This window comes from Agrilactobacillus composti DSM 18527 = JCM 14202, from assembly GCF_001436375.1.
Taxonomy (GTDB): Bacteria; Bacillota; Bacilli; order Lactobacillales; family Lactobacillaceae; genus Agrilactobacillus; species Agrilactobacillus composti.
Window position 1 is genome coordinate 35,544 of the sequence record NZ_AZGA01000070.1, and the last position, 18,764, is coordinate 54,307.

12 protein-coding genes are annotated in these 18,764 nt (G+C 45.1%); 3 read left to right on the top strand and 9 right to left on the bottom strand.

Going from position 1 to position 18,764, the window contains the following annotated elements:
* Positions 1 to 31: 31 nt before the first annotated feature.
* The 6 genes from ruvB to FC83_RS11475 all read right to left on the bottom strand — a co-directional run bounded on the left by ruvB (position 32) and on the right by FC83_RS11475 (position 9,191).
* Entirely contained in the window at positions 32 to 1,054 is a 1,023-nt protein-coding gene (gene ruvB, locus FC83_RS11450; protein WP_035452728.1) for a Holliday junction branch migration DNA helicase RuvB, read from the bottom strand.
* 34 nt (positions 1,055 to 1,088) lie between these two features.
* Positions 1,089 to 1,703 carry a Holliday junction branch migration protein RuvA gene (ruvA, locus tag FC83_RS11455; RefSeq protein ID WP_035452730.1) on the bottom strand — a complete coding sequence of 205 codons (615 nt, stop codon included), beginning with the start codon at positions 1,701 to 1,703 and terminating at the stop codon, positions 1,089 to 1,091.
* 151 nt (positions 1,704 to 1,854) lie between these two features.
* Positions 1,855 to 3,741 carry a DUF2264 domain-containing protein gene (locus FC83_RS11460; protein ID WP_057002796.1) on the bottom strand — a complete coding sequence of 629 codons (1,887 nt, stop codon included), beginning with the start codon at positions 3,739 to 3,741 and terminating at the stop codon, positions 1,855 to 1,857.
* A gap of 22 nt (positions 3,742 to 3,763) precedes the next feature.
* Positions 3,764 to 6,433 carry a family 78 glycoside hydrolase catalytic domain gene (locus FC83_RS11465; RefSeq protein WP_057002797.1) on the bottom strand — a complete coding sequence of 890 codons (2,670 nt, stop codon included), beginning with the start codon at positions 6,431 to 6,433 and terminating at the stop codon, positions 3,764 to 3,766.
* A 15-nt stretch (positions 6,434 to 6,448) separates the two neighbouring features.
* Positions 6,449 to 7,447: a LacI family DNA-binding transcriptional regulator gene (locus tag FC83_RS11470; RefSeq protein WP_035452733.1), complete on the bottom strand. Its 999-nt coding sequence runs from the start codon at positions 7,445 to 7,447 to the stop codon at positions 6,449 to 6,451.
* Positions 7,448 to 7,622: 175 nt separating this feature from the next.
* On the bottom strand, positions 7,623 to 9,191 hold the full coding sequence (locus tag FC83_RS11475) for an MFS transporter (RefSeq protein ID WP_035452736.1): 1,569 nt from the start codon (positions 9,189 to 9,191) through the stop codon (positions 7,623 to 7,625).
* A gap of 494 nt (positions 9,192 to 9,685) precedes the next feature.
* Between FC83_RS11475 and uidA the strand changes: the two genes are divergently transcribed.
* Positions 9,686 to 11,506 (top strand): beta-glucuronidase, encoded by a 1,821-nt coding sequence (uidA, locus tag FC83_RS11480; RefSeq protein ID WP_057002798.1) that lies wholly within the window; start codon positions 9,686 to 9,688, stop codon positions 11,504 to 11,506.
* Positions 11,503 to 14,031 carry a glycoside hydrolase family 30 protein gene (locus tag FC83_RS11485; protein WP_057002799.1) on the top strand — a complete coding sequence of 843 codons (2,529 nt, stop codon included), beginning with the start codon at positions 11,503 to 11,505 and terminating at the stop codon, positions 14,029 to 14,031. Before uidA ends, FC83_RS11485 begins: the two co-directional genes overlap by 4 nt.
* 72 nt (positions 14,032 to 14,103) lie before the next feature.
* Here FC83_RS11485 and FC83_RS11490 read toward each other — a convergent pair whose 3' ends face one another.
* Positions 14,104 to 14,364: a hypothetical protein gene (locus tag FC83_RS11490; protein ID WP_035452739.1), complete on the bottom strand. Its 261-nt coding sequence runs from the start codon at positions 14,362 to 14,364 to the stop codon at positions 14,104 to 14,106.
* 55 nt (positions 14,365 to 14,419) lie between these two features.
* On the bottom strand, positions 14,420 to 15,586 hold the full coding sequence (locus FC83_RS11495) for a glycoside hydrolase family 88 protein (RefSeq protein ID WP_035452742.1): 1,167 nt from the start codon (positions 15,584 to 15,586) through the stop codon (positions 14,420 to 14,422).
* A 130-nt stretch (positions 15,587 to 15,716) separates the two neighbouring features.
* Between FC83_RS11495 and FC83_RS11500 the strand changes: the two genes are divergently transcribed.
* Positions 15,717 to 16,706: a LacI family DNA-binding transcriptional regulator gene (locus FC83_RS11500; protein ID WP_057002800.1), complete on the top strand. Its 990-nt coding sequence runs from the start codon at positions 15,717 to 15,719 to the stop codon at positions 16,704 to 16,706.
* 44 nt (positions 16,707 to 16,750) lie between these two features.
* Here FC83_RS11500 and mutL read toward each other — a convergent pair whose 3' ends face one another.
* Entirely contained in the window at positions 16,751 to 18,760 is a 2,010-nt protein-coding gene (mutL, locus tag FC83_RS11505; protein ID WP_057002801.1) for a DNA mismatch repair endonuclease MutL, read from the bottom strand.
* Between the last annotated feature and the right edge of the window lie 4 nt (positions 18,761 to 18,764).

The window sequence follows — 18,764 nt, forward strand, 5'->3', positions numbered from 1 at the left end:
CACAGCCCATTCATTCCAATGGCCTGATAGTCTACTGTTGCTTTGGTAAAGGTATTTTTAAATGGGTATAACTTTTAGCCGTAACCATGCGACCTCTGGGGGTACGTTTCAAAAAACCGCTTTGGAGTAGATAAGGTTCATACATTTCTTCAATGGTTTGGACCTCTTCGCCCACATTCGCAGCAATGGTCTTCAAGCCCACGGGCCCGCCATTATAATATTTGATAATGACCGTCAAAATTTTACGATCAATTTGATCCAAACCGTCATCATCCACTTCTAAATGTGTCAAAGCCTTGGCGGCAATCATCTTATCCACGGACTGAACCCCATCCACTTGAGCAAAGTCGCGGATCCGTTTCAATAAACGATTGGCCACCCGGGGCGTGCCCCGAGAACGCCGCCCAATTTCAATAGCGCCATCTTCAGTAATAGCTAAATCAAAAATAGCCGCCGTGCGTTTAATGATCGTCACCAACTCATCTAGGTCATAATAATTCATATGTTCCACAATGCCAAAACGATCCCGTAATGGCGCGGATAACAATCCTGCTCGGGTAGTAGCCCCAATTAAAGTAAAGGGTGGCAGAGGTAAATGCACGGGATGCGCGGCAGGACCATCGCCCACAATAATATCCACGTAGAAATCTTCCATGGCCGAATACAAAACTTCTTCCACCACTTTGGGAAGGCGATGAATCTCATCAATGAACAAGACATCCCCGGGCTTAAGTTCGGCTAGCATGGCCACCAAATCACCTGATTTTTCGATTGCCGGCCCAGTGGTCATGCGCACGTTGACCTGCATTTCATTGGCAATCACCAAAGCCAAGGTCGTTTTCCCTAAACCTGGCGGCCCATAAAGCAAAACATGGTCCAAAGACTCTTCTCGCTTGCTGGCAGCTTCAATATAGACGGCTAATTCCGTTTTAATTTTAGGCTGGCCAATATAGTCCTTTAAGGTTTGGGGCCGTAATGATTTTTCAATCATGGCCTCTTGGGGATTATCGGTGGTCTGGGCTACCAAACGGTCAAAATCTTCATCTTCAGCCATTGCAAAGCTCCTTTCTAACTAATTGCTGTCCTTCTTACTTGGTCAATAGCCGTAAACCTTCTCTTAAATAGGCATCTGTGCTTTGAGCTTCAAAAGCTTCTAGCTGGGTGACAATTTTTGCCACATCCCGACGACTGAATCCTAATGCGCCTAAGGCTGCTAAGGCATCCTTGAGGCTTTGATTGCCTTTGGCTTCTGGCGGCAGTAACTCAATTTCATCACTGACCGGTAAGGTGGCAGTACTACTAAGCCCCAATTTGGTAACTTTATCCCTTAAATCAATAATGATTTGTTGGGCAGTTTTTTTACCTACCCCCGGGAATTTCGTCAAATAACGTACGTTTTCCTGTTGGATAGCGCCAATTAACCCATCATGGTTACTGGCTGCCAAAATAGCTAAGGCACTTTTAGGACCAATCCCAGTGACGCCAATCAATAATTCAAAAACTTGTTTTTCATCTAAATCCACAAAGCCATACAGTAATTGCGCACTGTCAGAAATGGCTTGATAGACGTAAACTTTCACTTGTTGATTTTCTGTAAAAGCATAGGGATTGGCGACTAATAATTTGTACCCGATCCCATTAGTTTCTAAAACGATATAACCGGTTTCAATCCGGGTAATTTGACCCACAAAATATTCATACATTGTTTGAAACTCCTTAAAAATACTTGAGCCTGCAATGTTTTATTGTACCACGAAAGCTGATTACCACGAAACATAATTATATACCAAAAAAACCACCCATACAAAAAACGGCCGCCTCAAAACTGAGACGGACCGTCTAGCAAAATATACCTTAGAACTCAGCCAATTGAATTGACCGTTGGCTGCCTTGTTGGGTAAGTACTAATGTATTTTGGTTTAGTTGGACAGCCGGTACGACCACTTGGCCGTCTTGTAAACTCTCTAATTCCCGATCCCCTAAATAAAGCGACATGAGCGTATAATCCCCTGGTTTTAAGACACCTGTTTGCAATGGCAGCTTCGTTTTAGGGAAATACAGGCTGGTATTGGGTTCTGGTTCAGTTAAACTAACCTTTAATTCTGGTGATAACCCCACTAAACCCGTGATCCCCACATGCGTCTGATAAAAGACAGCATTCTCAACAGTGGTCGGTAAAACTGCTTCAGAAGCAATGCCCTCATGGGGGGCAGCAAAACTCCCTTCAGCTAGGTGTAACGTCCGGTCGGTATGGATTTGATGAATCCGCACATGCCAAGGCATCGCTGGTATCACAAAGTTTTTGATGGTCACATCTGGCCAAGGTTGCCAGTTTGCGTAAATATAGTCTTCATGAAGTTGATAATCTTCATATTTGAAAACAGTCCGCCAAAAATTATCACTCTCAGAAACTGCTAGCGTACTGTCAAAGGCCCCTTGCTTTAATAAGGTGGTCCCTTTAGGCGTACTAAAGCCAAAAGTGGTGGAGTAAACATACTTCTCATATTTGGCAGCGCCATGGGCGTGTTCATGAGAATGCTGACCGGCGGTGAAAGCTTGCACTTCTAGGCCGGTTTGACTATGGGCCACCAACATGCGGGGTTCTGGCTGTAATTTAAGCGCTTCGAATTTGAAAGTATCACTTTCTTGAGCTTGCCAGAAAGGATCATCATCGGGCAATACCAAGAAAATATAACTCTTTAGCGCCCAGTAGGCTGAAGCCGGGCCATTATAACCTTCGGCAAAATTCATATTCGGGTAAGCATAACCGATAGGCATTAAGCCGTCCGTGGTGAAAATATCTTGTTTAAACCACCAGCGTAAATTATTCAGCAATAAATGCTTAATATCGCCTAGGGTATAATCCCCCAAGTCAATATGGGCAAAGGCACAAACGCCCCAAAAAGCAGCTTGGGCAAAGCGATAATCTAAACTGCGCCCATAAGGTAAAGCCGCCCCATCGGCAGCAAACCAATTGGCATAACTCTTAATAAAAGCGGTGGCCCGCTCTTTTAAAAGCCGTGTTTGGTCATTATCCCAGTTAGTCAATCCCACAAAAACCAGCGTAAAGAACTGATAGGCAAAGGGAATGTAGTTGTCAATTTGGTTTTCATAACCATCATAAGACCAGCCGTGATCTAAGTAATGGCCATTGGTGATAGCAAAGTCAGCATCGATTAAGGCTTGGTGACCCTTGGTATCCACATCTACGGTGACAAAGAAGGAATTCACCATAGCTCTGAAAAACAGCCAGTTGGTCTTAGGAATGACCCGATGGTTCACTTGCTCCAGCCAGGCTAAAATTTGCTGCTGTTGCACACCACTTAAATGATCCCAAAAATCAGCTTTGGTTTCATACAAGAAAGCCGTCAAAGCCCCCATTTCCACAAACATCTGATCATAATCGCCAAGCTCACCGCCCCAATAGTCCTTAGATTCTGGGTCGGTCCCGGCTAAAATGCCATGAATGGTTAGTTCATACCATTCTGGATAAGCCAAAATGCGCTGGTGATCCGCAAAAAATGGGCCCAAGCCCCAAAGTAAGCGCATGAAGCCTTCGATTTCAGTTTTATCTTGAATATAAACCGCACCACTGGCACTAATGTTAAAGCGCCCGGCCCGTTCTTGTTGGGCCAAGACCTTCATGGCTGGTCGTAAAAAGTCTAGTAAAGAAGCCAGTACATCGGCTTTGCTGCGCAAGGGATTGTCTTTGATCTGCGCATTAAAAAGTTTAGCTTGCACGTTGGTATCCTCCTGTATTGTCTTAAAGTTGATAACGAATGATATGTTGACCTGATGTCACGGTCAATGTATTTTTTATTGGTGTTTGGGTTTGGTCATCCACCGTCACTGCTTGTGCCGTGTCTGGTAAAGTGATCACCGCTGTGGTATTAGCAGGCGCTGTCAAAGTCAACGTCGCCATGGTATCAAGGCGTTGATAGTTCAATTTAATTAAGCCCTTACAACATGGTGTTTGTAAGGTGAATCGTTTAACTTTACCGGCCTGTACCCGGACACTGAACCGCTTAAAAGCTGGCTCCAGGGGCATGATCCCGGCAATCCCCTGGACAATGGTCAACCCAGGGGTGGCCCCCCAAGGATGGGACAAGGTCAAGTTAGGTTTGTAGTAATTACTCCAAGCTTCTGGAGCGATGGTGGCCTTTAGCTGGTTCAAAATAGCTGCAAAGGTCTTGGCATCTTTTTGATCATCGTCATTTAACAATAATCTTGAAGCAGCCTGGGCATGCCCACTGTTCAATAATCCTCTTAGCATAAAGTAAATGAAGTAAATACTACCGATGAATTCCCCATTATTGGCCACAAATTCAGCCAGTTGATCAGCCATAGCTTTTGAATCATAAACCCCATAACAAAGGGCATAGGCTGAAGCATGGTGAGAAAAATGGGTATTCGGTGTCAGGTCTGCTTGCAAGGAATCATAAAATTTCCCCGCTTTTTGATCATACAGGCGGGCAATCATGGCCGCTTTTAAATCTGCACTGCGTTTGGCATAAATTGCTTGATCCGCCTTTTGTCCAACCACAGCGGCAATCTGGGCCATTATTTGATAAATCCCCACATAAATCGCATTAAATGGGGTATTATAAGTGCCTTCCACATAGCCATCCCGCTCACGGATAGGCCAGTCGATCAGGCCGTTATTCGTTACTAAATGTAGGTCTTCATCATAGTTATCGGCTTGTTTAGCGGGCCGCCAAGAAGCATTGGCATTATCGGTCTTAGTGGCCCCGCGCTTTAGTTTTTCTTTAATGACATCATAACGAGCCGCCAATAACGTGGCATCCCCGGTATACAAGTAGTCATACCAAAGCATCTCCACATTAAACAGTTTGTAATCCTCTGGCCAAGTGGGATTATCCAATAAGTAATTAGCTGAATGCCGGGCTAAGGCATAGTTATCGGAAATCACATAGCTGCTGTTGGCATTGACCAATAGGTCGCCTTCATAGGCGCGCCGTTCTCTGGCCTGGGAATCCACATAGATGTCTTGATTCGTGGCTTTGATGGTGTATTTAGACAAGTCATATTCCTGATTTAAAAGGGGCTGATCAGACTCAAAAGTCCCCAATTGATCATCAAAGGCTTGGCGTTCCGCCCACCCACTGATGGCGTCCACCGATAAGTCACCGTGAAAACCAACGACCTCCACATAACGGAAATTCTTCATTTGCAAAGTGGTAAATTGATTTTCACCAGCAATCAGCTGCCAAGTTTCCACATAATCTGGACCACAGGCTAAATGATGGCGCACGTGGCCATCGGCTTGTAGCTGCTCACCGGCATAGATATTGACTTTTTGGGCCACGGGGCTGGTTAACGCCACCGTCAAACTGCCAATGATCTCTTTGCCCAAATCCACCAAGTAAGTGGTTGGGGCTAGCTTAGTGACCGCCTTGGTGGGCTCAGCCGTTTTAAAGCGTTGCGTGTTCTCAGCCCCATAGGGTAATAACAATCCCCCGTCTAAGGGAACCGTTGGTGCCGTGACGACAGCCGCTGGCCAAGCCTTATCTGCAAAGTCAGGTTCTGAAAAGCCCTGGGGATAAAAGTTCATATCCACATTTTCTTGGGGCATTTCAAAATATTGACTGGCAATTTTAGCGCCAAAATCCCCAAAGGCACTGGACCCATCTAAGGCCCGCCAACTGGCGTCACTGACCAGTAATTCTACCAGCGTACCATCACTTTCAAAAGCCACTACTTGGGCAAAGAAAGCCCGCAGTTTACTGGCACCAGTGGCAATGACACTAATTTGGTTACCTTGTGATTGCACTTGGTCACTGATTTCAAAAGTTTGGTAAAAATAAGCTGTTTGATCTTGGTCATCATAGTATTCATGGGGCCGAGCACTACCCACCCCCACACAGTGGCCATTGACATATAGATCAAAACTTTGGGCTAAGGTCACTTCGTTCCCCCGGGCCAAGACGCGGATATAAACACTGTCTATTTTGGCCCTAGGCAACTTAAACTCAGGACTACGCAAAAAGGCGAAGTTCCCTAAAGCCGGCCGGCCATCTGGTGTCGTGGACTGGTTTTGAGCCCAGATTCCCGGTGCCGTGAAGTGATCAATGGCCGTTAAGAAGTGATTGGGTTGGGACAATTCACTGGTGTTGCCATGATTATCCCGAATGCGAACTTGCCAATAATAAAGTTTATTTTCGATGAGTAAGTCGTTTAAAGCCGGATAAGTTACCGCCGTATTTTCCCCAGAAGCTTCCCAGGGGCTGACGGCTAAGTAATTATGGGCGGCTAAGGCTTGTTCCGAAATTCCAAAGACCAACTGATAGGCTGTTTGAAACGTATCAGCCGCTTCACTTTCCACCCACCAGCTAAACTTGGGATCTTGGACCACGTTGTAGGCCTGTGTTAATAAATTCACCCGTAAATGGGTTGGTTGCTTTAATGCATCCAAGTTTTGACACCTTCCTTAAATACTACTCTCCCGGCGAATAAATTCGGAAGCGTAGACATTAGATTGCGGAATCCGTTTGGGATTTTCAAGCCGCTTTTTCAATAAAGATATCGCCCGCTCGCCCATCAATTCAGTTTGTGAATGAATCGTACTCAATGTCGGTGTTGTAAATTTAGCAATGGCCACGTCGTTGAAACTGACAATGCTGACCCGTTCAGGGACGGCAATATCTGCTTGCGATAATGCCCGCAATGCCCCCACGGCCATGGCATCACTCCCTAGAATAAAGCCATGGGGCAAGTCCGGCCCTAACTGTTTAATGGCTTGATCCATCATCTCAAAACCTGACTCTGGGGAATAATCACCTTTGAAGACAAATTTAGGTTCAAATAAATTGAGTTGTCTTAAATAGGCCGTAAAAGTCACCAACCGGGGATCTGGGATAATGTCGGTCTCTTTAGAAGTCTGTTCTTGACCGATCAGCATGCCAATATCTTTAATATGGTGTTTAAGGTAATGATCAATAATCGTCTTGATTGGGGTTTCATAGTCACTTTGGACACTATCAAAGCCTTCAGGTAGGGTATTTTGACCCACAAAAACCATCGGTAATTTTAACTTCTTTAAATCCCGGATTTCAATGCGATCGAATTTACCGATCATGATCAAACCGTCTAAGGCCACACTGTCTTGACCTAAAATTTCATCTAGGGTCATGGATTCAGTGGCAATGCCTAGGCTATTAGCCTTGTTCTCCACACCGTTTTGAATCTGCATATAATATAAGTCGTTAAGTTCTTGGCTCATGGTATGCCACTGAACGATGCCAATGTTAGCCGTGATACGTCTTTTAGCTTTTCTAGAGCGGCGTTTATATTGGAGATCTTCAGCGGTTTGTAAGACCCGCTGCCTGGTTTCATCGGTCACGGACAGGGTTTCATCAAAGCTCAAAATTCTGGATACGGTGGAGATGGATACTTTCGCTTGTTCAGCGATATCTTTAATTGTCGTCATAGTTTCACCTTTGCTATATATAATACGGATTTATCACCTATTCCTAAATATTACTTCATTTGGCCTAGCTATGACAAAGCTTTTTGTAAATATCTATGAAAAAACTATAAAAAAGGCAGCCGAGCCAAATCATTTGTCCCTGCCACCTTCTTATTAAGCGGCGAATTGCGCGCCTTTATTTTTCAGATAATTTTGCTTCTGCATGTTGGATCGCAGACCGTTCAGCTTTAGGAACCACGTTGTTATTACCCCAAAGTTGATCGTATTTGAAACCTGTTAATTGCTCAACAACAGATTTAGTGGCTGGATCAACATCAGCTTTAGCGCCCCCAGCTTTCAAACGGTCAATTTCAGCCCGTAATACTTTGTGATGGGCCCGGTCCAATTTGAAGAAGAAGGTCGTGATAAAGGCAGCTAATAACAAGACCCCAGTCCCAATCAATAACCATAGAATCAAACCACGCATGGCCCCAGGTGTTTGGGTTTTCGCGTTTTCCACGAAACCACAAGCAGATAATACTAACCCAGTTAAGAATGGTGCTAAGGCAGAAGTTGTCTTACGAGCGAAGGTCATGATACCGGCAAAAACCCCTTCACGCCGTTCCCGAGTGACGATTTCATCAACATCGGGAATGAAGGTATAAACAGTCCAAGGGACATAACCAGTCCCTGAGTTTGAGACACCCCAAGTTAATTGCAAAGCATACAACCAACCAACGGCCGTCCCAGTCCCTACTAATGGGGAGAAGCCTAAGAAGGCATAGGCGACGACGGTGCCAAACATCAAGATATACATGATCCGCAATAAGCGGGATGGACCTAATTTAGACATGATCTTAGGCCATAACAAGTTACAAGGAATCCCAATAATAGACCCAAAGGTCAAAATGTTACTAGCAGTAACGGCATCGCTCTTCATGGCGTAAACCACGAAGAAAACATAAGTGGCACCAACAATATCCCGAGCAGTAAAGGACGTTAAGTAAATCAATAGATGCAAAGCATAAGATTTGATTCGGAAAACAGATCCCATGTCTTTGATCATATTCCACATGGTTTTCAAAGGATTTTCGGTCTTAACTTTACTTTCAGCAATGATTGCAGCTTTTTCAGCATCACTGCCATCAGTTTCCCGTTCAAAAGTAGAGAAGTAAGTTAAAGTAATCGCTAAGATGAAGACAACAGCCAATAAAATACCAACGACTAAGAAAGCATTCGGGTTATTCTTGCCCATCACGGCGAAGACCCGACCTGGTAACCAAGAAGCTAAGAATGTGGCTAGAGCTGCCCAAAGCATTCTAGAACTGGATAATTTAGATTTGGTATCATAATCATCCGTCATTTCAGCAGCTAACGTTTCGTATGGAATCATAACCAGAGCGGTGAATGCTTCCATTAATAAGTAAGTGACTAAGTAGAACCAGAAATTCATATGGGCAATCCAAATGATGATGTATAACACCATCAATGGGATGGCTAACAGTAAGAAGAAACGCCGCCGACCAAAACGTCGGCCCATTTTAGTGGCGCCAAAGTGATCGGTTAAATAACCCATCAATGGACTGATAAAGGAATCGGCGACCCGGGCGATGGCTAAAATAGACCCCGCCAAAGCCGGTGATAATCCCCCAAATTCTGTGTAGAAGAACAACATCCAAGTGGATGCAACGGCCAAGGCCCCATTGCCAAACAGGTCCGCAGCCCCGTAGCCGACGATGTTGCCCCAGTTAACTTTTCGCTTCATGATATAAACCCTCCTAATACGTGATAATGAAACGGCAATAATGATGGCGCTAACTGTTTGTGAATATTAAAGCATTTTGCATTTAGTAAAAGATTATGAGTGATAAGCTTGCGTAAGCGTTTGCGTAATCGTTTACAAGGCTATAATATACTTAGTTTTAGAAAAAAGCAATATGTTTTTGATATTTTTACTAAACTTTTTTCGAAAATATTTACCTCCTAAAGTTAAGGCATGCTCAAATAGTTACAGAAGTATGTTAAAATAGTAGAGGATATCGGTTTCTCTTCGAGCGCATCCCTAGCCTGTGATTTTTTCACAGCTTCTGGATTTTTATCAGGTTTGTTATTAAAAGTGATTGCCCACAGTTACTCATTCAAATATTTTTAGTAAAATTAAGTAAAAATATGTTGACTGTTCCCTTATTAATAGTAAAATATGACACGTAAGCGCTTTACTAATCGTTAATATATATTCTTATTTGGAGGTTTTACAACATGGAAAAAGAACTACTCTATCCGGTGGCCAATGTCAACCGCCGCAATGAATCATTAGATGGGTTGTGGCAATTTAAATTTGATCCAAAAAGTATCGGTGAACAAGCGGACTGGCCTAAAGGTCTCAGTGATACCCTAGATATGCCAGTGCCTTCTAGCTTCAACGACTACTTCACGGATAAAGATTCAAGAGAGTATGTTGGTGATTTTTGGTACGCTCGCCATTTCTTTGTACCCACTGAATGGCAAGACAAATTAGTGGGTCTGCGCTTTGACGCTGCCACCCACCGAGCTAAAATCTATGTCAATGGGCAACTGATCCGCAGCCATGAAGGCGGCTTTTTACCCTTTACGGCCGAAATCAATCGTGCAGTCCATTTCGGGGCCGACAATTTAGTAGTGGTTAAATTAAACAATGAACTCCACCGGGATCGTTTACCCGCAGGTGATACTGCAACTTTACGCAATGGTCACAAGATGGCCAAGCCTTTCTTTGACTTTTATAACTACGCTGGGTTAAACCGCAGTGTCCACTTGTTGGCCGTTCCCAAGACCCGGGTGATCGATTACAGTGTCACTTACGCCTTAGACGGCGAGGATGCCACAGTACACTATACCGTCACTGCCAATCATAATGCCGATACCACCGTGCGCTTAGAAGATGCCAACGGGGTTGTTGTGGCCAAAAGCAACGGATCAACTGGTGATTTGTTGGTGGCAAACGCCCATTTATGGCAGGTGGGCCAAGCTTATTTGTACAAATTGGTCATTGAATTACATCAAGACGGGGCAACTATTGACACTTATAGTGCTGAAATTGGCATCCGGACCGTGGCGATTGTCGGCCATGAGATCCTCATCAATGGTCAATCGGTTTACCTGCGGGGCTTTGGCCGTCATGAAGATAGTAACTTTGCCGGCCGGGGTTTTGACTTAAAAGTTGAAACAAGAGATTTAGCCTTGATGAAATGGATCGGGGCCAACTCTTATCGTTCTTCCCACTATCCTTATGATGAACAAGCTTACCAAATGGCCGACAAAGCTGGTATCTTGATTATTGATGAAGTCCCAGCCGTGGGCTTTAAGATGGCCGCTGCCAGCTTTTTAGGGGGCTTAGACCAAAACTTCTTTGACGGTGATTGGATCGATAGCTTATATGACCATCATTTAGATCAAGTCCAAGATTTAATCAAACGGGACAAGAACCATCCTAGTGTCTTAGCTTGGAGCTTGTTCAATGAACCGGATACGTCTTCTGAAAAATGTGTGCCTTACTTCACGAAACTCTTCAAGGCTACGGCGGACTTGGATCCCCAAAAACGCCCCCGGACCTTCACCTTGAATGAAGATGATACCTATGAAACTTCCCATGCCTTGCAATTCCCAGATATTTACTTACTCAACCGCTATCCCGGCTGGTACCATAAATGGGGTTATGAGATCTCCGATGGTGAAGCTGGCTTACGAGATGAACTAGACCAGTGGGCGGCTTCTGATATCGACAAACCCATCGTCTTTTCGGAATACGGTGGCGACACCCAAGCCGGCTTGCACAAACTGCCTTCGGTAATGTGGAGTGAAGAATACCAAACCGAATTGTTAGAAATGTTCAATCGGGTCTTTGACAGCTACGATTTCATCCGCGGCGAACAGCCTTGGAATTTGGCTGATTTCCAAACTGTTGAAGGCAATATGCGCGTTGATGGCAATAAAAAAGGTCTGTTCACCCGGGATCGGCAACCAAAAGCGGCCGCCTTTTACCTAAAAAAACGGTGGCATGACCTTCCCTTGGATTACAAAGCCAAAGGAGCCAAATCATGAACGAAACTCAAATCACCATTGATGGCAGTCAATTGAAAACTGATGTCAAAGATGCCAATACCTTTAAGGGCTTTGGCTATATCAGCTGCAATAATTCTTCCCGGCTCTTATTGGATTATAAAGCCAACCACCCTGCCGTCTACCAACAAATTTTAACCATTTTATTTGGCGGTAAGCATCCCCTGTTGCGCCTGTTAAAAGTCGAATTAGGCGATGATGCCAATACCTCTTCTGGGACGGAACCGGCCACTAAGCGCCGGCAAAGTGAACCGGCTAACGTTTGTCGGGGAGCGGGTTATCAACTGATTGCCGATGCCAAAAAAATTCAACCCCAATTAAAAACCGGCCTATTGCGCTGGGGGGAACCGGGCTGGCTAAAAGCCCAATGGCGCCAAGTCAAAAGTGCCGATCCCGATCAGCTAGTACCCGAATCGGCCTTTGAAGCCATGTACCAGTGGTATAAGGAAACCATTATTGCCGCTTATAAAACTTACGGTTATTTAATCGACTACGTGGATCCTGACCGCAATGAAACCAAACATCCCATGTTTGGCTTTATCAAGTGGTTTGCCAAGCGCCTGCAAACTGATACCACCGACTTCCCCGCCGATTTTCCCATCGAGGCTTACCATCAGATCAAACTGATTGCTGCTGATCAAAACTATGAGACTAACTTTGGTACGGGGATGATTCAAGATGCGGAATTACGACAACTGGTTCAAGCGGTAGGTTATCACTATAATACCGATGACGGCCCGGATCAGCCCTATACCCAATTAGCCGATAAATACCACCATGAAGTTTGGTACAGCGAAGGCATTGCCCCCATGACCAGTGGGAAATATCGCATTCGGGCCAGTGCTAAAACTGGTATTGGTGGCACCCAAAGTGGCTTAGACGTGGCCAATCGGGTTGTGAAAAGTTACTACAAATCCCGCCGCAGTCTTTACTTGTTCCAACCAGCCGTAGCGGCATATTACCCCGGGGTCAACTACAGCCACAAAGAATTGATCACCGCCCAACATCCTTGGTCTGGTTATTTCGAAGTGGACAATGTGGGCCTGCAGATCATCAAGCATTTTACCAATTTTGCCAAAAGTGGTTGGGCAGCAGAATCAGCTTGGCGTTATTTAACCCCAGCTTGTTATAGCGGCGTTTTGGGGACAGAAAACTTAAGCCAAAATACTCAGGCTGCCAGTTACATGACCCTGATGTCCCCGGATAAAGCTGATTTTTCGACGATTTTAGTCAACGACAGCCCCAAACCCCGGACCTATACTTTAAACGTCACCAATACCGCAGCGGCAGCTAAACCCGTTTATTGCTGGACCAGTACTGGTCCCAACAAAGACCAGGCAGCTTATGATGCCAACTTGATGCAATTAAGTGCCATCTCCGCGGTGGTCAGCGGCCAAGTTAGTTTTACCGTGGCCCCTTATATGATCGCCACCCTCACCACCTTAGACCGGCGCCAAGATCCTGAAGTGGCTTACCATGAGATCTTAAGTTCAACCTCAAATAGCGTTTTGACCCAAAGCGACCAAGTTTTATACGCCGATGACTTCAACTACAGTCCTGCCTTTTTAAAGGCCAGAGGCAATACACCCCTTTATACCACGGATCAAGGTGGCGCCTTTGAAGTTGTCCAAACCACTACTGGCCCTGCATTGCAGCAAATGATCACAGAACAACAACGGGCCTTAGATTGGGAGTATTCCTTTGCCCCTAACTTCACCTTGGGGGATGACCGTTGGTGTGATTATAACGTGGCCTTAACCTTTAAATTTGACCACACCACCCAACAAAACTCCCAGGATGGCAACTATCTAGGCATTGGCCTGCGGGAACAGACTGACGTCAAAGGCCGTTTGACCAGTGCCCCTTATGTCTTTAAGCTGGATACCAATGGCTATTATGAATTGATCGTCCGCCAGCAAGTTGTCACTTTTGGCTATGTGGATCTGCTAGATGTCACCAAAGCCCATCTGCTGCAATTTGGCGCCTCGGGCAATACTTTAAGTGCCCAGTTAGATGGTCAGTCTTTAGTGACTTGGCAAGATACCACTAACCCCACTTATAGCGGTCGTATCAAGGTTGGCTGCGGTTATTACCAAACGCAAATCCAAAATTTGACCATCTCTCGACCAGCTGATGGCCAAATCAGCACACAACGGGTGGACAATTTGGCGCCCAGTGTTCACTACAGCGGTAACTGGGACCACCAAGTTGGCTTAGGCAATACATTGTGGCAGCGCACCTTATCCATTGGGACGGCTGGTCCTGAAACAAAGGTCCAGTTTGAATTTGACGGTAGTGGTTTTAATCTGATTGGCCACCAGTTACATGCCAGTCAATTAGATATCTACATGGATGGCCGGATTTGGCAATACGCCCTCAGCCCTAATCTTGGCCAAGATAAAGCCTGTCATTTACAAGTTGCTAATCTCTCCCAAGGTCACCATCAGATAACCCTCCAAGTTGTCACGGGGACCTATTATCTAGATGCCATTGAATATCTAAAATAAAACAGCACTATAAAAGCGCACGTGCCAAGCGTTCCTAAGGAGCAGCTGGCACATGCGCTTTTTAGTTATTTTTTAATTACGCCATTTAACTTGATTCATCAAGGCAGTCACTTCAGAGTAACTGGGATAGTCTTTCACATCACCTTTATTGAAAATACTATCTTCGTAATTATTAAACTGATTAGCTAAGTAATAGGCACTTAAATATTGCATCATCGTGCGTTTAGAAACTTTTTCCACATCAGTATCTGGATCAAAATTCAAATTACTAGCTACTAATTTTGCAAATTCTTTGGGATCTAATTGTAATTCCCGATTAATTTCTTCAGCCATAAGTGACCTTCCTTTCAAATCTCACATTTTTTTGTTATAGTTAAGCACGATAATTTTAATTCTTTTGCCATATCCGGGCCGCTAAGTCTTGTTTGGTCAACTTCAACAGAGCTTCAACAAAGTAGTAATCTGCATAGATGATTGGATATTCATGGCTGGGTTCATGGTATTGGGCCGAGGCTTTGGTAATCAGATTATCGCAGGCCTTTGAAAAGTCGCTGCACTGAGCCACTAAGGTTTTTAATAGTGCCACAGCAGTCTGATAGTAGTGCTGGCTATCAGTATCCTCGGTAACTTGGGCCAAGCTCAATAAGCCACTGGCTAAAATAGCTTGCGCTGAACTATCAATCCAAGCCGGTTGTGCTGGCTGATTAAAGTCAATTGGCACTAATAAATTTTTAGGTAATTGACTCAAAACATAGGCGGCTACTTTTTGCGCCTGTTGCCTGTAATAGTCAGTGCCAGTCCGCGCATAACAGGCCGTCAAACCATAAATAGCCCAGGCTTGCCCCCGGGTCCAGGCGGAGCCATGGCCATAGCCTTGGCCCCCTAGGGACTGCAAATAAATCCCAGTGGCTGGGTCAAACTGGCAAATATGCTTCACGGACCCATTGGCGCGGATAAAGTATTTCGCCACTGTATGGGCATGGGCATCGGCAATCAAAGCAAAGCGGGGATCTTGGCTTTGGGCGCTAGCCCAATACAACAATTCCAAATTCATTAGCGAATCGATAATGACCCAGCCAGCACGGCTAACGCCATTTTCAGGATTCCAAGCCTTGATGAAGTGTCCGGCAATGTTATAACGCCCCGCTAAAATAGTGGCGGCATGCATAGCTCGCGTCTTAGCCAACTGGTCGCCAGTCAAGGCATAGTGGTACACTGAAGTTGGGAAAAACATAAAGCCCACATCATGGCTTAGACCATCAAAAAGCTGTAAACTTGTCGCTAGCTTCATTTCAATGTTTTGAGCATTGGTTTGAAACACTGACGCTGGTTCAAGGGTATAAAGCTGCCACAATAGTCCTGGATAAAAGCCGTTGGTCCACCAGCTGATATTGTTCTGGTCGGCCAGTGGCCCGCTTAGCAAAGAATGATTATCAAAATTACCGGCCTTATCCGTGGTATAGGGTATTTTATCCCCTGTTTTAGCGGCGACCCAACGATATTTCGCTACGACTTTTGTGAGCAGTTCGTTGGCCCAACGCTGATTTTGGTCCATAGTGTCACTTCCTTGAGTAGTATGGGTGTTAAACGATTAACTTACTTACGCAACTCTAATATAATCGTTCCTGTAATCGCTGTCAATATGTTATGGTCAATAATAGGTTTTTATTTTAAGGAGGTTTATCGTGAACAGACCCACAAGCCTAACCGATATTGCAAAATTAGCCGGCGTTTCACCAGCTACTGTTTCTTATGCTTTGAATGGCAATCGTAAAATTAGTGCCGATACCACCGCTCGAATTTTAAAAATTGCCCAGGATCTGAACTACCATCCCAGTAAGATTGCCCAAGGCCTGCGGACCCGGCAATCTAAAATCATCTGTATGCTTATCAGCAGTTTTGAAAGCATCTTTAATGGCGCCCTGGTGGAAGCCATTAATAAGGAGTTGCATGAGCGTGGTTATGCTTTAGTGGTCATTGCCAACAACAGCACTGAATTGATCAACGCCCAATTATTTGATGGCCTCATTGTCTTTAATTACACCGCTTCAAAGGCCTATTTTCAAAAAACTGTCAGTGGCTTGAATATTCCTGTGGTAATGATGGCTAATAAATTGGAAGCGGACAATGCCGCCAATATCATCATCGATAACCGCCAGGCCCTCACCAGTTTGTGCGGCTTATACGGCCAGTCGGACCATCGCCAAGTTTGTTTTTTCACCGGCCCGGAAGATTCCTATAATGCCCAAAATCGCTTAGCTATCTGCCAGGACTACTTTAAAGAGAATTATCAAATCGATATCACCCCAGACCTGTATCAGGGCCACTTTGACTTTGCCCCTGCCTATAAAGCGGCTAAGCAGTTACTGGCCACCCGACAATATAACTTTTTCTTTTGCTTAAATGATGTGATGGCCCATGGGGTTTATCGGGCTGCTGAAGAACTGGGCCTAAAGGTAGGCCAAGACATTAGTGTAGTGGGTTTTGATAACATTCAAGCAGCTAATCCGATTTTTGAGCCCAAACTCACTACGGCCGATGCCAATATTAACCTATGGAGCCTAGAAGTCGTGTCCAATTTATTAAATCGTGTGGCGCATAAAATGCCTGAGAAAAATCAGACCACTTATATTCCCACCATGATGATTCCCGGGGACTCCGTTCACTTCAAATAGCTTTTAAAAAAAGACGATAGCCTTTGCGGCGTATCGTCTTTTTTTTAAGGTTGACCATAACTTTGATGGGGATCTTGAATTCGTTTAAACATATGCTCTAAGTCTTTTTCAGTGAATTGGACCAGGACTGGGCGGCCATGGGGGCAATTAAAGGGATTCTCAGCCTGGGCTAAATGGCCCAAAAGTGCCTTGGCTTGTAGGGAATCTAAATGATGATTGGCCTTAATGGCCCGTTTACAACTCATCATAATGGCAGTTTTTTCTCGAAACTTCGCCACGGTCATTTGTTTATTGGCCAAGACTTCATCCACCATTTCCTTAATGGTGTCTTCTTCTTGACCTGCTTTAAACCAAGTAGGATGGGTGTGGACCACATAACTATTCTGGCCAAAAGGCTCCAAATGCAGCCCCACTTGGGCTAAGATGTCCAAACGATTTTTGATCGCCAAGAAATCAGCGCTATTATAATCCAAGACAATGGGTACCAACAAGTTTTGTTGATCTTGGCTGACTTCGCCGATGGCTTGGCGATATTTCTCATAATTTACCCGTTCCTGGGCCGCATGCTGATCTACCAAGTAAAAGCCATCGGCACTTTCCGCAATCAAGTAGGTGCCATGAATTTGGCCAATATAGGTCAAATTGGGAAATCTAGGTTGTTGACTTTGGACACTGGCTAAATCTCGCAGGTTGGTCACTGGTTGATCAGTTTCATCCCCAAAGGGCAAAACCGGCTTTTCGGCGCCATAGCGCTGATCCCACTTCGCCAAGCGAGCTGGATCTTCAAAAATCGGCGTGGCATTTAAGTCCGCTGGCCGCACCAAGCTATCAGCTTGATTTTGGGGCTGACGCTGATAGCTAGTCCCAGTAGCTTCTTGAATCTGGGCAGCAGGCTTGGCTGGGATAGGCTGGGACGTCGGCGGCACCTGGGGTTGGGCTTTTGCTGGGGCTTGTTGGTGTTGGCCTTGCAAGAATTGCGCACTGGTTTGGTCTAAACGCATGGCCAATTGTTCTTTTTTGATTTTGGGCTGCCTGCTGTTTAAATTGGCCACGGCATCAGGGATCAAATTTTGAGCGCCTAGCACTTGTTGGATATTGGTGGTGACCAGCTGGCTCAATTCGTCTTCTTTACTCAAGCGGACTTCTTGTTTGGTAGGGTGCACATTCACATCCACTAAAAAAGGATCCATGGTCAAATTTAAAACAGCTAACGGATACCGCCCCACCATTAATTTACTGCCATACCCGGCAATCAGGGCCCGGGTCAACGCATAATTTTTGATATAGCGGCCATTAATGAATAAGGAAACAAAATTGCGATTAGCTCGGGTCAATTTAGGCAAAGATACAAAACCGCTTAATTTGAAATCCAAATCAGCGCCCGTAACTTCGATCATCTGACGGCCCACGCCAATACTGTAAATTTCCGTAATGGTTCGCAACAAATCGCCAGAACCGCTGGTCTTTAATAAAATATTGTGATTGTTCGCAAAGGTAACCGCAATATTGGGATGGGCTAAGGCCAAGCGATTGATAATGTCCGCAATGTGGGATAACTCTGTATTCACGGACTTCACGTATTTTAACCGGGCCGGCGTATTATAAAATAAATCTTTCACCGCCACATAGGTCCCCCGTCTTGAAGACTGACGTTTTTGGTCCAGGACTTTACCACCGGCCAGTTCAATTTGGGTCCCTAAACCAGCCTCGGTAGCCGTGAGCATGGTAACTTTGGCCACGGCGGCAATACTGGCTAAAGCTTCCCCACGAAAACCCAGGGACTTGACCCGAAATAAATCATCGCGATTGCTGATTTTACTGGTGGTATGGGGCAAGAAGGCTAGCGCAACTTGGGCTTTGGGGATCCCCAGACCGTTATCGCTAATGGTCATGGTCTTTAAGCCAGCATCTTCAATCCCCACATCAATTTGGGTAGCTTTAGCATCAATGGCATTTTCCACAAGTTCTTTCACCACAGAAGCGGGCCGCTCAATAACTTCCCCAGCGGCAATTTGGTTGCTTAATTGTTCTGATAGTTCGTGAATGTCTGCCATACTG